Origin of the sequence: Microcoleus sp. D3_18_C4 (assembly GCF_036702355.1) — a bacterium.
In the GTDB taxonomy this organism is placed as follows: domain Bacteria; phylum Cyanobacteriota; class Cyanobacteriia; order Cyanobacteriales; family Microcoleaceae; genus Microcoleus.
Genome location: NZ_JAUBTF010000017.1, coordinates 78109 through 92825 on the forward strand (window position 1 = coordinate 78109; position 14717 = coordinate 92825).

The window sequence follows — 14717 nt, forward strand, 5'->3', positions numbered from 1 at the left end:
ATCATTTTCATTTTTCACGAGTGGTATTGGCGCGACGGTTGGGTGCAGTCTCCGTTGGAGGGAGTGTCGCTGCTGGCGCTGACTTTGGGGCAAACGCCTAGTTTACTGCGACTGCGGGAGTCTTTTGCGGGTAAACAGAAAGATCCAGAGTGATGTGAAGCGCGATCGCACTTATTTTCTCTCAAAGTCTCATTCTTCAGGTTTACCCATTTTCCCTGTTAATGTGTAGTGCATCGCCTTAAGTTTTACCCCTCTTTACTCCCTAAATCTTTCAATTTTCCTAACTAACTCGAAGTCAAATTGCCTCACACTATTGACATAAATTTGGTCAAATCTCTATTAATAATTCGTAAATAGCTAGGTCTGAAGGAACACAAAACTCGACAAAAATAATTATCTCTGAAGATAGAAGAACCCAAAATTAAACACCGCTAATCTATAAAACTATGAGGCAGAAAAAACTACTTAAGAATTGATTAATATAAGGGATTTTTAAGTAGAGCTTAAGATAAAAACAAGGAAATTTATGGTACTGAGTATTATTGTTCACGGTGGAGCAAAAACCATCACCGAAGACAAGGTAGCAGCCAACAATGCAGGCTGTACCGCAGCAGCAGAAGCTGGTTGGGCAGTGCTCACAAGGGGAGGTACAGCAGCAGAAGCTGTTGAGGCAGCTATCCGGGTTCTGGAAGCTGACCAGACATTTAACGCAGGCTTTGGATCGGTTCTCAACAAGCAGGGAGAGGTAGAGCTAGACGCAGCGATGATGGAAGGCCGTTCATTAGCTTGGGGAGCCCTGGCAAATGTTCAAGGCGTGCGCCATCCCATCTCAGTGGCGCGAAAGATTATGGATAAAAAACCCATGTTCTTAGTAGCGGATCACGCAGAACATTTTGCGGTAGAAAGTGGAGCCGAGATGTGTACAAAAGAAGACTTAATCGCGGATGAGCAACAGGAAGAGTGGGAGGAGGAAAAAGAAGTTATTGACCGCCCCAATACCGTTGGTTGTGTAGCTTTGGACAGCAGCGGCACCTTAGTTGCCGGTACCTCAACAGGCGGCACTATGAATAAGCCCGCCGGTCGGGTCGGCGACAGCGCCATTATCGGCTCAGGTTTGTTTGCTGACAGTCAACAGGGCGGTTGCTCGACCACAGGCGATGGCGAGTCGATTATACCAGTAGTTCTGGCTAAGACGGCGATCGACATTCTAGCGTCCGGCAAGCACCCAGACGATGCAGCGCAGATGGCTATTGAGACTCTGGCATCTAAGGTGGCCGGAGAAGCTGGGTGTATCCTCATAGACCCTCAAGGGCGGGTTGGCTGGGCGCATAACTCAACCGACATGGCTTGTGCTTATAGAACCGAAGAAATGGACAAGGTGGCTGTGTTCACTAAGAAAAAACAACTCGTCCATCATTGAAATTATTGAGGCTGCATTCTCTCTAGTTGGAGAGGGTTAAAATTCCGCAACTAATATCTTGTTTCTTAGGTATTAAGTAGCAGGACATCAATAAACATTTTTTCAATTTGTAGGGCGGGCATTGCCCACCCTACGTTTAATTATGTCGAGCTACTTAGTGGCCGAGAAAACAGTTCAATTCAAACTCGACTTGAAGGTTTCTTATGAACTCCACATACGATTTTCCTTACTTTCAGGGTAATTCTCTTTCCGATTTGTTTGCTCCAGACATCACAGATTCACGTTATGCGTTCATCCTAAATTACCCTGCAACTGCCAGTTGGGCTGCTTACCCCAACAGGAAAAAATACTTTATTCAAGACGGCAGCAGTGAAGCCACCAAAACTTCTTTCGACAAGATTGGTCAGAAGGAACCTTGGAAAAATCTGGCTGTGTTAGGCGATGCCATCCCAGGGATTGTGATTAATGAGCCGCCGAACTCGCTGATTGACTATTGGCGGGAGCATTTTGGCTTCAGCTACAGCAGTATGGAGATGATAGACTGCTCAACTTACCTCGATGATCTCAGCGTAAGCGCTCGCTTTGACAAACTCCTGACTCTATTTCCCTTCGACAATCTCAAACCCGAAAAACACGCCGTCCATCCCGACATCCACTACCACTTACTCAGCAAAGCAACGCTAGCAGAATTAGGGGTGCAATGTCCGAAATACCAAACCTACAATCTGCACGAAGTCAATCTCGAAAGCATTCAGTTACCAGAGCAATTCCCCTATTTGATTAAAACATCCCACGGACTTTCTGGAGAAGGCACTTATATTATCAAAAGCGCCAGCGATCTGAACTACTGCTTGCAGGAAGTGAGGAAATATCTCGATATTAAGTTGCTGGATACGATTATTGTCTCGGAATTCGTCAAGAATGAAGTGCAGAACTATTGCGTGCAGTTCTATGTAAGCAAAACGGGAAATATCACCCTTATCGGCACTACCAGCCAACTTGTCACCCCAGAGGGCAGCTATTTAGGGGGACTAATTCACTACCGCGAAACCGACATGAGTAGGTTTTTTGAGATGATTGCCGCTATTGGTAAATATGCTCACCAACAGGGTTATTTCGGCGTTATTGGCTTCGACGTGCTGGAAGACTCTGAGGGACAGTTGTATGCCATTGATGCCAATTTCCGAGTTAATGGCTCGACTCCGCTTTGCTTACAGCGCAATACCTTACTGGGGCTGGGAAAGGAGGTGGCTCAATATTCCAGTAACTGGCGAATGGATGGGACTTTGGAATCGATTCTTGTCACGCTGAAACCAGAACTCGATCGCAAGGACTTGATAATCTTGTCGGCTTTAGAGAAGGTTAAATACGGGAAAATCTACACGGAAATTTACGGGATAATTGCGGGTGAGGATATGAAGGAAATGCAGCACATCGAGGAGAATTTGCACAGTAAGGGATTGCAGCAATTGGGTTAATATCTACTCTACCCATTGCAGCGGTTGTGCGGTTTTATCCCTTACTTCGCCCGCACCACCAACACCGAACAAGGAGCCTCAGCCACAACCTCAGCACTCACCGAGCCCTCCAAAATCCGCTTTAAACCAGTCAAACCCCGACAGCCGATCGCAATTAAATCGGCCTTATAGATATGAGCCAAACGGACAATTTCTTCTGCAGGTTGTCCCGAAACAATCTCCAATTCGCTCTGGCAAGGCAACTTTTCCTGATAAGATTGCAGCAACTTCTCTACCTCTCGATAAGCAATCTCATCTCCCTGAGCGTGAGGTCGATCGACAACCGCGTCAAAATCCGACGTACCAGAACTCACAACATGAACTAGAATCACCTTTGCCGTCGGTTCTAGTTGAAATTGTCCTACAACTTGCAAAACCCGTTCTGCAAGCTCTGAATTGTCGATCGCTACCAAAACAGTATTCAATACCATGCACCTTTAAATCTCAGATATTTAGACTTTAAATTTTTCCTTGATTGTCGCCTACTTTCGACAATTTCCCGCTCCCCACCAACATCATTCTTACCTACCCAGAAACCCGGCTTCTTAACATAATTGCGTCATTTAAGCAAGATACTTGAAGAAACCGGCTTTCTTAAGCCCGCAGTGCGTAACTAGGTAGGTGCAAATAAACTGGACCGCTTGTCACAGAAAGTAAAGCTACCATACTCACCAGAGAATTGCTTCCTTTCATTGCATTTCACTCGCTTTTGACTACCTATGTATTTTGCCGATCATCTACTTAAATCTACCATCTAAAACTCACCCTTTCCCTCATTTTCAGTCCGCAGCCGCACCGAATCAGCGTGAGAAGGAAGCCCCTCTGCTTCCGCCAAAACATTAATCGCCCTACTCACCTTCTTAAGTGCAGCCGGCGAATATTGAATCAAACTCGAATGCTTCATAAAAGTTTCGACACCCAGCGGCGAAGCATAGCGCGGAGCCCCAGAAGTCGGCAAAGTGTGATTCGGGCCCGCCAAATAATCACCTACAGCTTCCGGTGTTGAGCAGCCCAAGAAAATCGCCCCAGCGTGGCGAATTTGATCGAGCAAAGCCCAAGGATCTGCAACTTGCAATTCCAAGTGTTCGGGCGCAAACTCGTTAGATAGTTCCGCCGCCGCTTTGAGCGAGTCAACTACTACGACTAAACCATAGTTGGCGATCGCCTTTTCTGTTAAAGTTCGGCGCGGGTGATTTGCCAACTGCCTGTCTACCTCAGCCACCACTTTCCTCGCCAGCACCGAATCCGCCGTCAGCAAAATTGCCGACGCCATCGAATCGTGCTCAGCTTGAGCCAACATATCTGCAGCCACGTGCACGGGATTCGCCGAACCATCAGCAATAATCAGCACTTCCGACGGGCCAGCCAGAGAATCGATCCCCACAGTCCCGTAAACCAGCTTTTTAGCCAGGGTGACGTAAATATTCCCCGGCCCAGTAATTAAATCCACCTTCGGAATAGTTTCCGTACCGTAAGCTAAAGCCGCGATCGCCTGCGCCCCGCCTACCCGATAAATCTCATCAACTCCCGCTTCCTGAGCCGCTACCAGCACCGCAGGATTCATTTTCTTTTCCTGTCCGGGGGGAGTACACATCACCAGTCTCGGCACCTTGGCGACCTTCGCAGGAACCGCATTCATGATCACCGAGCTTGGATAGGACGCCTGACCCCCAGGAATGTAGATTCCCGCTCGATCAACCGGCGTGTAGCGTTTGCCCAAAACAATCTCGTCATCACCAAACTGCACCCAAGACTTGGGTACGCGCTGTCGGTGAAACGCCTCTACCTGTTTGCAAGCCAGCCGGATGGCATTTAATAATTCTTTCGACACCTGCTGATAAGCAGCATCCAATTCGGCGCCACTCACCCGTAAATCTTCCACATTTAGGGTCATGCGGTCAAATTCAGCAGTGTAGTGCAGCACAGCCTGATCGCCTCTGCGCCTTACAGCTTGCAGCACCTCCCGCACGGTGGCTTCTTTGTGAACGACAAGTTCGTCATGGGTGCGATCGCAGATCCGTCGCAGTTCAGCTTGTGCCTCAACCCACTGAGTAATGATTCGCAGCATGGAGATTAGGAATGCCGTCTATAACTTCACTAACATTTGCTTGACAATTGGGGATTTTTGTGGGGTTCTCCTAGAGAAGTAGGCCACCACCAGTCCACAAGCTTAAACCGCGAGAGTTGCGGCATTTTCCAAGGCTTCAGTGCAGCATTTAAATCTCTGTCGAGGATTTTGCAACACTGAGGACAAGTCACGACCTTCTCTCTTGAATTGCCCGCCAGAGAAACGGGTGCGGAGGGAGAGGGTGGGAACGCAGAGGGGGAGAGTGTCCGACCCCGATAATATCCGAGAGGGAGAGTGTTCGAGCGGGAGAATTTTGGTTCTGCGTTCTACCTTCTACCTTCAGATCCGGCTGTCTTCTACTTTCTACCTTCTACCTTCAGCTTTTTACCTTCTACCTTCGGTAAGTGCTTCTTGCCGAAGCCCAAATCACCCGTATTCTTTGTTATAGCTTAACTTGGATTTTTCAGAGAATTGGATTTTAAGCAAAATAGGTGCTATATTAGTTTTTCCCACACCTGATAATTTTTTTATAAAAAAACGCCAAATTATTGTATACTTGAAAATTGCGCGCAAGAAACCGTGACTTTAACTCGTGACGGTGGAAACACCGCAAAACGCCTCCTTAACATCCGTGTCATACCTTTGGGTATTGTCAGGGGTAAATAACAGGCAGTTAAATGAGTCAATAAAAAATTATTGCGCGGGCGTCGCCAAAAAGTAGCCACAGACTCAGCTCAATCTGAGCAAATGGAGAGTGGCTGTCTCACTCCGCCCTTAAAAATCAAGCTTTTTGCGGATTGCTCCCGAAAAGGTTGTCCTTCAAAATCCCCGTGTCTTGAGACTGTCTTGAGACTAGGGTGTATCAATGAATACCTACTTCCAGCAACTGAACTATGGCAAATATTAAGTCCGCCGTCAAACGAGTCAAAATCGCCGAACGTAACCGCTTGTACAACAAATCTTACAAGTCAGCGGTCAAAACTTTGATGAAGAAATATTTCGCTGCCGTAGACAAGTACGCCGCAGCTCCGAGCCCGGAATTAATGCAAGAAGTTCAGCAGCGAATGTCCGAGGCCTACAGCAAAATTGACAAAGCTGTCAAAAAAGGTGTACTCCACCGCAACAACGGCGCTCGCAAAAAGTCCCGCTTGGCAAGAACCCTCAAGCCGCACGAAGTATCGGTAGCATCTTAAGGAAGCAGAAAGTTCGGCAACGAAGCAGTGTACAAGATTGAAGGGATGGATGTTGAGGGAAGAAGTCAAGCGTGAAGAAGTCCAGCGTGAAGCAGGAAGAAGGAAGAAAGAAAACGGAAGATTTTTCCCACACACTCTCTCCCACTCCCACTCCCAGACTCTCTCACTCCCCCCTCGCACTATCCCACCAGGACTCTCCCGTATCACCTCTAATCTGCTTCCCCCATGCAGCTCATCGACACTCACGTTCATATCAACTTTGAGACCTACAAATCTGAGTTAGAAGCCATTCGAGAACGCTGGCGCGAAGCTGGTGTAGTTCGGCTGGTTCATTCTTGTGTAGAGCCAGAAGAGTTTGCCGGCATTCAAGCAATCGCCAATCAGTTTTCAGAAGTCTCGTTTGCGGTTGGACTTCACCCCCTAGATGCGGACAAGTGGAAAGACGAGACTGCGAGCCAGATTAGGGAATTAGCAAGTTCGGACTCTAGGGTAGTAGCGATCGGCGAAACCGGACTGGACTTTTATAAAGCTGACGATCGAGAACACCAGTTTAAAGTGTTTGAGGCACAGCTTGCAATCGCCCAGGAACTTGACAAACCAGTCATTATCCACTGTCGCGACGCCGCCGCCCCAATGGCCCAAATGCTGAGAAACTTTTGGCAAACACGCGGGCCAGTGCGCGGAGTTATGCACTGCTGGGGAGGCACACCCGAAGAAACCCAGTGGTTTTTAGACCTAGGTTTCTACATTAGTTTTAGCGGAACAGTCACCTTTAAAAAAGCCTTGCAAATACAAGAATCAGCTTGTATGGTAAATAGCGATCGCATCCTAGTCGAGACAGATTGCCCTTTTCTCGCCCCCGTACCCCAGCGGGGAAAACGCAACGAACCAGCCTATGTCTACTACGTAGCCGAGCAAGTTGCTAAATTGAGAGGAGTTTCTCTCTTAACTTTGTCCCAGCAGACAACCGAAAATGCCTGTCAGCTATTCGGCTTTTCAGTTTAGTTATAGCAGAACAGAGAAACGAGGAAAACAGGTCGATTTAGGAGCCAGCGCTCAGGACAATCCCATTTCTATCCTGCCAGAAAAACCGGATTCATCCTTTATTGGAGATTCTTTTGGCGTTGCCTGTTGCGATCGGATTTGCGTCCTATAATAAAAAGAACCAACCGATCGGGCGTTGGCTTAGTATCCGCGACTGCGATGTCGCCCAGTTCCGGCCAACACAACGCGAGTACGCTAACCTTCGGAATCGGTCAAAACTTCACGCAATACCTCAAACTTACACATCAGAAGAAACTTGGAACCTCAGCAATTTGGCAATAGCTGTCAAGTCAATTTTAGGAGTCAAAAGTGTAGGGAATTCACCCTGGGATACCACGAGATCGGAGCTAAAAGCATCTCGATCGAAACTAAAATCCGCACAAAAATACTGCGAGCCACCAGCAAAAATAACCGTTGCAGCAGTTGGCAGGCGATCGAAAACATCATATAAATTCTCTCACACAATCAATCAAAAAAACGCAACAAGGTAAAAAAGCCCAGCCTTGGCGCCATGTAAAAAGCTAGAGCCACTGCGGAAAAAGGACCCCCATGACCACTAAAGATTACACAGAATTCGCCTTCACCTTGCCCGATTTAATCGAAATCCAGCGGGCAAGTTTTCGCTGGTTCCTAGAAGCCGGACTGATCGAAGAACTCGACAGCTTCTCCCCGATTACAGACTACACGGGAAAGCTGGAACTCCACTTCATGGGCAAAGACTTCAAACTCAAGCGCCCCAAATATGATGTGGACGAAGCCAAGCGCAGGGACAGCACCTACTCGGTGCAAATGTACGTCCCCACCCGCCTGATTAACAAAGAAACAGGGGAAATCAAAGAACAAGAAGTCTTCATCGGCGACTTGCCCTTGATGACCGAGCGCGGCACATTCATCATCAACGGCGCAGAACGGGTAATTGTCAACCAAATCGTGCGTTCCCCCGGCGTCTACTACAAATCAGAAACCGACAAAAACGGTCGCCGTTCCTATAACGCCAGCCTGATCCCCAACCGCGGCGCTTGGCTGAAATTTGAAACAGACAAAAACGATTTAGTCTGGGTCAGAATCGACAAAACCCGCAAACTATCGGCTCAGGTGCTGCTCAAAGCTTTGGGACTCACAGACGGCGAAATCTACGACTCCCTGCGGCACCCGGAATACTTCCAAAAAACGATCGAGAAAGAAGGACAATTCGGCGAAGAAGAAGCTTTGATGGAGCTCTACCGCAAACTCCGTCCCGGCGAACCCCCCACCGTAGCCGGGGGCGAACAGCTCCTCCACTCCCGCTTCTTCGACCCCAAACGCTACGATTTGGGCCGAGTGGGCCGCTACAAACTCAACAAAAAATTGCGCTTGACAGTCCCCGATACCATGCGGGTGCTGACATCGCAAGATATCTTGACAGCGATCGACTACTTAATTAACCTCGAATTCGACATCGGCTCCACCGACGACATCGACCACTTAGGCAACCGTCGCGTCCGCAGTGTCGGAGAACTGCTGCAAAACCAAGTGCGCGTCGGACTCAACCGCTTAGAACGGATCATCCGCGAAAGAATGACCGTCTCGGATGCCGACTCCCTCAGCCCCGCCTCTCTGGTCAACCCCAAACCGCTGGTAGCAGCAATCAAGGAATTCTTCGGTTCCTCCCAGCTATCGCAGTTCATGGATCAAACCAACCCTCTGGCAGAACTGACGCACAAACGTCGGCTTTCCGCCTTGGGCCCAGGAGGCCTGACTCGGGAACGCGCCGGGTTTGCAGTACGGGACATTCACCCGTCCCACTACGGCCGGATTTGCCCGATCGAAACACCAGAAGGCCCCAACGCCGGTCTGATCGGTTCCTTGGCAACCCACGCCCGCGTCAACCCCTACGGCTTCATTGAAACTCCTTTTTATCCAGTAGAAAAAGGACGGGTGCTGCGCGACAAAGCCCCTGTTTACATGACAGCCGACGAAGAAGATGATTTGCGCGTCGCCCCCGGAGACATCAGTCTCGACGAAAACAACAACCTCTTGGGCGAAACCGTAGCCGTCCGCTACCGTCAAGAGTTTACTACCACCACTCCGATGCAGGTGGACTACATGGCGATTTCGCCCGTGCAAATCGTCTCCGTAGCGACATCGCTGATTCCGTTCTTGGAACACGACGACGCCAACCGAGCTCTGATGGGATCGAATATGCAGCGGCAAGCTGTGCCGCTACTGAAACCAGAACGGCCCCTCGTCGGTACGGGCTTAGAAGCTCAGGCGGCGCGAGATTCCGGGATGGTTGTGGTTTCCCGGATCGACGGCGAGGTGATTTACATCGACGCTACCCGGATTATTGTCAAACCCCTGGCTGTAGATGCCGAATCGAATTCCAGCGAAGAACATTTCCTGATTAAGGAATACGACGATCTCAAAGTCAAACAGCCCTCGGTTTGGAAGCAAAAATATGCTGGCTGCATCGAACACGAACTGCAAAAATATCAGCGTTCTAACCAAGATACTTGTTTAAACCAGCGTCCGCTGATTTATGAGGGCGATCGAGTCGTAGCAGGTCAAGTTCTTGCTGATGGTTCCTCCACCGAAGGGGCAGAACTCGCTCTGGGTCACAATATCCTCGTAGCTTATATGCCTTGGGAAGGCTACAACTACGAAGACGCGATGCTAATTAGCGAGCGTTTGGTGTACGAAGATGTCTACACTTCGATCCACATTGAAAAATACGAAATCGAAGCCCGCCAAACCAAACTCGGCCCCGAAGAAATCACCCGCGAAATTCCTAACGTCGGCGAAGACGCGCTGCGCCAGCTAGACGAACAGGGCATTATCCGCAAAGGTGCTTGGGTGGAAGCCAGCGACATCCTAGTCGGCAAAGTCACCCCCAAGGGCGAATCCGACCAACCGCCGGAAGAAAAACTGCTGAGGGCAATCTTCGGCGAAAAAGCCCGCGATGTGCGAGACAATTCCCTCCGCGTCCCTAACGGCGAAAAAGGCCGCGTGGTGGACGTGCGGGTGTTTACCCGCGAACAGGGCGACGAACTGCCTCCTGGCGCCAACATGGTCGTCCGCGTCTACGTAGCTCAAAAGCGGAAGATTCAAGTAGGCGACAAAATGGCCGGCCGCCACGGGAATAAGGGTATTGTGTCCCGGATTCTGCCGATGGAGGATATGCCTTATTTGCCCGACGGGACTCCCGTTGACATAGTGCTAAACCCATTGGGCGTGCCGTCGCGGATGAACGTGGGTCAGATTTTTGAGTGCTTGCTGGGATGGGCGGGCGAAAATCTGTCGATGCGGTTCAAGATGGTGCCTTTTGATGAAATGCACGGCGCCGAAAAGTCGCGGGAAACCGTACACGGCAAGCTGCAGGAAGCCAGGGAAAAAACCGGCAAGCCTTGGGTGTTTAATGAAAAGCACCCCGGCAAGACGATTGTCTACGATGGCCGAACTGGGGAACCGTTCGATCGCCCCATCACAGTCGGCATCGCCTATATGCTGAAGCTGGTTCACTTGGTAGACGATAAGATCCACGCCCGTAGCACAGGCCCTTACTCGCTGGTAACGCAGCAGCCTTTGGGCGGCAAAGCGCAGCAGGGGGGTCAGCGGTTCGGAGAAATGGAAGTCTGGGCTCTGGAAGCGTTCGGTGCAGCTTATACTTTGCAAGAGTTGCTGACTGTCAAGTCGGACGATATGCAGGGACGGAATGAAGCGCTGAATGCGATCGTCAAAGGCAAAGCTATTCCGCGCCCCGGTACCCCGGAATCTTTCAAGGTGCTGATGCGGGAGTTGCAGTCTTTGTGCTTGGATATTGCTGTGCACAAGGTAAATACGTCCGACGAGGGCAGCGAGCACGTTGAGGTGGATTTGATGGCAGATGCCGGGGGCAAGCGATCGCCCTCTCGGCCTACTTACGAATCGCTTTCTCGTGACGAACTTGACGAGGATTAGGCATTAAAGATTAAAGATTAAAGATTTTTTGACAGCATTAAATTCTTTAATCTTTAATCGACAATCTCACATTAAAATGCCTCAGCAGTGGTACGAACACTGTTGAGGCGAATCAACGCTCTTAAGAGGAGAGACGCTGACATGACTATTGTAACAGTTGTCCCAGGAATAGAAGGAGAATTTGACCGGGCGACAGGCTGTATTAACTGGCAAGGGAGCAAGCTGAAAAATGGTTACGGGCGCAAGTGGATTGAGGGCAAAACGGTATTAGTCCACCGATTAGTGCTCGAATCAAAAATACCAGGATTTATAGATTCCGGTTATTTTGCTTGCCACCTCTGCGACAATCCAAGCTGCATCAACCCAGCACATCTCGTAGCTGGAACTGCGGCTGAGAATACGCAGCATATGATGGGCCGCGATCGCAAAACTCCCAGACGCAAAAGTATTCCCGGTATTGGTAAACTATCGATCGAACAACTGCGGGAAATTCAGCGTCAATATTTAGCTGGAACCACCAAAAGCCACCTAATAAAAGAGTATGGCGTACAGTATGACACTATTACTAAGATACTTCAGGCAAAAATTCCCCATAACTTCACTACAGTTCCCCCCGGTTTTGTAGGAGAAATTCAAGACAGCGGCTGCATAATTTTTCAAGGTGCAAAGGATGGTCAAGGTGGTTATGGCAGGTACTTTAAAAATGGGAAATCCCAATCAGTTACTCGTGCTGTTTTAGCAGAGAAATTAGGATGTGCAGTTCCGACTTCAATAGATGCTTGTCATACCTGCGATACTCCCAGTTGTATTAATCCAGAACACCTTTGGGGGGGAACGCGCACTCAAAATTTATTAGATGCTTCTAAGAAAGGACGCACTCAAGGCAAAAGTCATCCCCTTTCAAATGCCAAATTAGATTGGGAAAAGGTGCGAGAAATTCGGCAAAAACTAGTAGCAGGAGAGAGAGTGAAGGATGTAGCTCACGAATACAGTGTTGGTCGCAAAACCATACACGATATTAAGTATCACGTCACTTGGAAGGAATCAGGCGAAGAGGTTCCAGTTCCTCGCATGGGTGGATATCTCGATCGCAAATTGACTTTCGAGCAAGCTCTTGAGGTACGAAAAAGAATTAGAGGTAGAGAATCAATCTCTAAAATCGCTGATGACTTTGGAGTATCGTCAAGTGTCATCTCTGATATTAAAAACCACGTCACATATAGAGGAGTATAACATTGATTTAAGCCGTAAAAAAAGCAAACAAAAAAGATAAACAACCACAAATAATCGACTGTAAATTATCAATTGGAGTCAAGAATGGCTAAAATAGAACAACGCTTTGATTACGTCAAGATCGGGTTAGCTTCACCAGAAAGAATTCGACAGTGGGGAGAGAGAACTTTACCCAACGGTCAGATTACTGGAGAGGTGACAAAACCGGAGACCATAAATTATCGCACGTTAAAACCGGAAATGGATGGCTTGTTTTGCGAGCGCATTTTTGGGCCTGCAAAAGATTGGGAATGTCATTGTGGTAAGTACAAACGAGTTCGCCATAGAGGCATTGTTTGCGAAAGATGCGGTGTTGAAGTCACTGAATCTCGCGTCCGCCGCCATCGCATGGGCTTTATCAAATTAGCAGCTCCAGTAGCTCACGTTTGGTATCTCAAAGGCATCCCGAGTTACATGGCAATTCTGTTAGATATGCCGCTGCGAGATGTCGAACAAATAGTTTATTTCAATGCCTACGTTGTCCTAAATGCAGGTAATGCAGAGAAGCTGCAATACAAGCAATTGCTCACGGAAGATGCTTGGCTGGAAATAGAAGACGAACTTTACAGCGAAGATTCCACACTCACAGGTGTAGAAGTGGGGATTGGTGCTGAAGCTTTGCAAGTTTTGCTGCAAAATATTCCGCTAGAAAGTGAAGCGGAAAAGTTGCGGGAAGATATTGCTAATGCTAAAGGTCAAAAACGGGCAAAGTTAATTAAACGCTTGCGGGTAATTGACAACTTCATCGCTACGGGTTCTCAACCCGATTGGATGGTGCTCAATGTGATTCCGGTGATTCCCCCCGACTTGCGGCCGATGGTACAGCTAGACGGCGGGCGTTTTGCAACGAGCGACCTCAACGATCTTTATCGGAGAGTCATCAACCGCAATAACCGCTTGGCGAGACTGCAAGAAATTCTGGCACCGGAGATTATCATCCGCAACGAAAAGCGGATGCTGCAAGAAGCTGTGGATGCGCTGATTGACAACGGTCGCCGGGGCCGGACAGTGGTGGGGGCAAACAACCGCCCGCTGAAGTCGCTGTCGGACATCATTGAAGGGAAACAAGGTCGCTTCCGGCAAAACTTGCTGGGGAAACGGGTTGACTACTCCGGGCGTTCGGTGATTGTGGTGGGGCCGAAACTGAAAATTCATCAGTGCGGTTTGCCGAGGGAAATGGCGATCGAACTTTTCCAGCCTTTCGTAATCCACCGCTTGATCCGCCAAGGATTGGTCAACAACATCAAAGCTGCCAAAAAACTGATCCAGCGCAACGATCCCAGTGTTTGGGACGTGCTTCAGGAGGTGATTGAAGGACACCCGGTAATGCTAAACCGGGCGCCGACGCTGCACCGTTTGGGGATTCAAGCCTTTGAGCCAATTTTGGTGGACGGGAGGGCTATTCAGCTTCACCCGCTAGTCTGTCCGGCTTTTAACGCTGACTTTGACGGCGACCAAATGGCAGTGCACGTGCCTTTGTCTCTGGAATCTCAGGCGGAAGCGCGCTTGCTGATGCTGGCTTCTAACAACATTATGTCGCCGGCAACCGGAAGACCGATCGTTACTCCTTCTCAAGATATGGTGCTCGGTTGCTATTACTTGACAGCCGAGAATCCTGACGCTCAAAAAGGAGCCGGTCACTATTTCTCCAACCTTACCGACGCGGTTGTAGCTTACGAACAAGGAATCGTTGACTTGCACTCTTATGTGTGGGTGAGGTTTCAAGGTGCTATAGAAAACGCAGAACCAGAGGGAGAACCGCTGAAGGTGGAACGCTCTAGCGACGGTATAGTGACGAAAGAATACAAGTTCCGCCGGGTTCGGGAAGACGGAGAGGGCAAGGTTCTCAATCAGTTCATTCGCACTACTCCGGGCCGGATTATCTATCACCAAACCATCGAATCGGTAATTAACAATTAGAAAGGGGTAAGGGGTAAGAGGTAATTGATAAGAGGTAATGGGTAATAACTGAGAAATAATCGCTAACAAATAATAGTGATTGCAACCGGAAAATTCACCCATTACTACTTACAAATACTTTCAGCGACGCGGTGACTGAGCAAAGTCTAAGGGCAGTAAAAGTTACCAATTACCAATTAAGTAAGTAGGTGCAAATAAACTTTATTATGGGAAGGGCAGGTGAGTCGATTCATCTCCTAGCCGAAGCTCCGGTTCCTTATACGCTAAACCAGCCCCTACAAAAGGCTCGTTGTTTTTTCCCGTCGCTGTACTTATCAATTACCACTTACCACTTACCAATTACCAAT

Annotated in this window: 10 protein-coding genes; 7 read left to right on the plus strand and 3 right to left on the minus strand. The window is 48.8% G+C overall.

The genetic code is table 11. The annotated features are described in order from the left end of the window. The first annotated feature begins 526 nt into the window (after window positions 1-526). Window positions 527-1420, plus strand: a complete 894-nt coding sequence (locus QUA90_RS11400; protein WP_333445526.1) for an isoaspartyl peptidase/L-asparaginase family protein — start codon at window positions 527-529, stop codon at window positions 1418-1420. 203 nt (window positions 1421-1623) lie between these two features. After that, window positions 1624-2898 carry a carbamoylphosphate synthase large subunit gene (locus QUA90_RS11405; RefSeq protein ID WP_333445528.1) on the plus strand — a complete coding sequence of 425 codons (1275 nt, stop codon included), beginning with the start codon at window positions 1624-1626 and terminating at the stop codon, window positions 2896-2898. Between the two features lie 41 nt (window positions 2899-2939). Here the strand turns inward: QUA90_RS11405 and QUA90_RS11410 are convergent, their stop codons facing one another. Together QUA90_RS11410 and hisD are read right to left on the minus strand one after the other, a co-directional pair. Next, window positions 2940-3368, minus strand: coding sequence for a universal stress protein (locus QUA90_RS11410; protein ID WP_333445530.1), 429 nt, complete (start codon window positions 3366-3368; stop codon window positions 2940-2942). 323 nt (window positions 3369-3691) lie between these two features. Then, window positions 3692-5005 (minus strand): histidinol dehydrogenase, encoded by a 1314-nt coding sequence (gene hisD / locus QUA90_RS11415; RefSeq protein WP_333041543.1) that lies wholly within the window; start codon window positions 5003-5005, stop codon window positions 3692-3694. 893 nt (window positions 5006-5898) lie between these two features. Between hisD and rpsT the strand changes: the two genes are divergently transcribed. Together rpsT and QUA90_RS11425 are read left to right on the plus strand one after the other, a co-directional pair. Further along, window positions 5899-6198: a 30S ribosomal protein S20 gene (gene rpsT, locus QUA90_RS11420; RefSeq protein ID WP_006632886.1), complete on the plus strand. Its 300-nt coding sequence runs from the start codon at window positions 5899-5901 to the stop codon at window positions 6196-6198. Between the two features lie 225 nt (window positions 6199-6423). Continuing rightward, a complete protein-coding gene (locus tag QUA90_RS11425; RefSeq protein ID WP_333445532.1) occupies window positions 6424-7203 on the plus strand; it encodes a TatD family hydrolase in 780 nt (259 codons plus the stop codon). A gap of 342 nt (window positions 7204-7545) precedes the next feature. On the opposite strand, the gene QUA90_RS11430 is transcribed toward QUA90_RS11425, so the two are convergent. After that, on the minus strand, window positions 7546-7689 hold the full coding sequence (locus QUA90_RS11430) for a hypothetical protein (protein ID WP_333445534.1): 144 nt from the start codon (window positions 7687-7689) through the stop codon (window positions 7546-7548). Window positions 7690-7791: 102 nt separating this feature from the next. Here QUA90_RS11430 and rpoB point away from each other — a divergent pair, with 102 nt between their 5' ends. From rpoB to QUA90_RS11445, 3 genes are all read left to right on the plus strand, one after another. Next, the gene (gene rpoB, locus QUA90_RS11435) at window positions 7792-11178 is read left to right on the plus strand and encodes a DNA-directed RNA polymerase subunit beta (protein WP_333082827.1); all 3387 of its coding nucleotides are present in this window, start codon (window positions 7792-7794) and stop codon (window positions 11176-11178) included. A 141-nt stretch (window positions 11179-11319) separates the two neighbouring features. After that, window positions 11320-12411, plus strand: a complete 1092-nt coding sequence (locus tag QUA90_RS11440; protein WP_333445536.1) for an HNH endonuclease — start codon at window positions 11320-11322, stop codon at window positions 12409-12411. 84 nt (window positions 12412-12495) lie between these two features. Beyond that, window positions 12496-14370, plus strand: a complete 1875-nt coding sequence (locus QUA90_RS11445; protein ID WP_333445538.1) for a DNA-directed RNA polymerase subunit gamma — start codon at window positions 12496-12498, stop codon at window positions 14368-14370. Window positions 14371-14717: the final 347 nt, after the last annotated feature.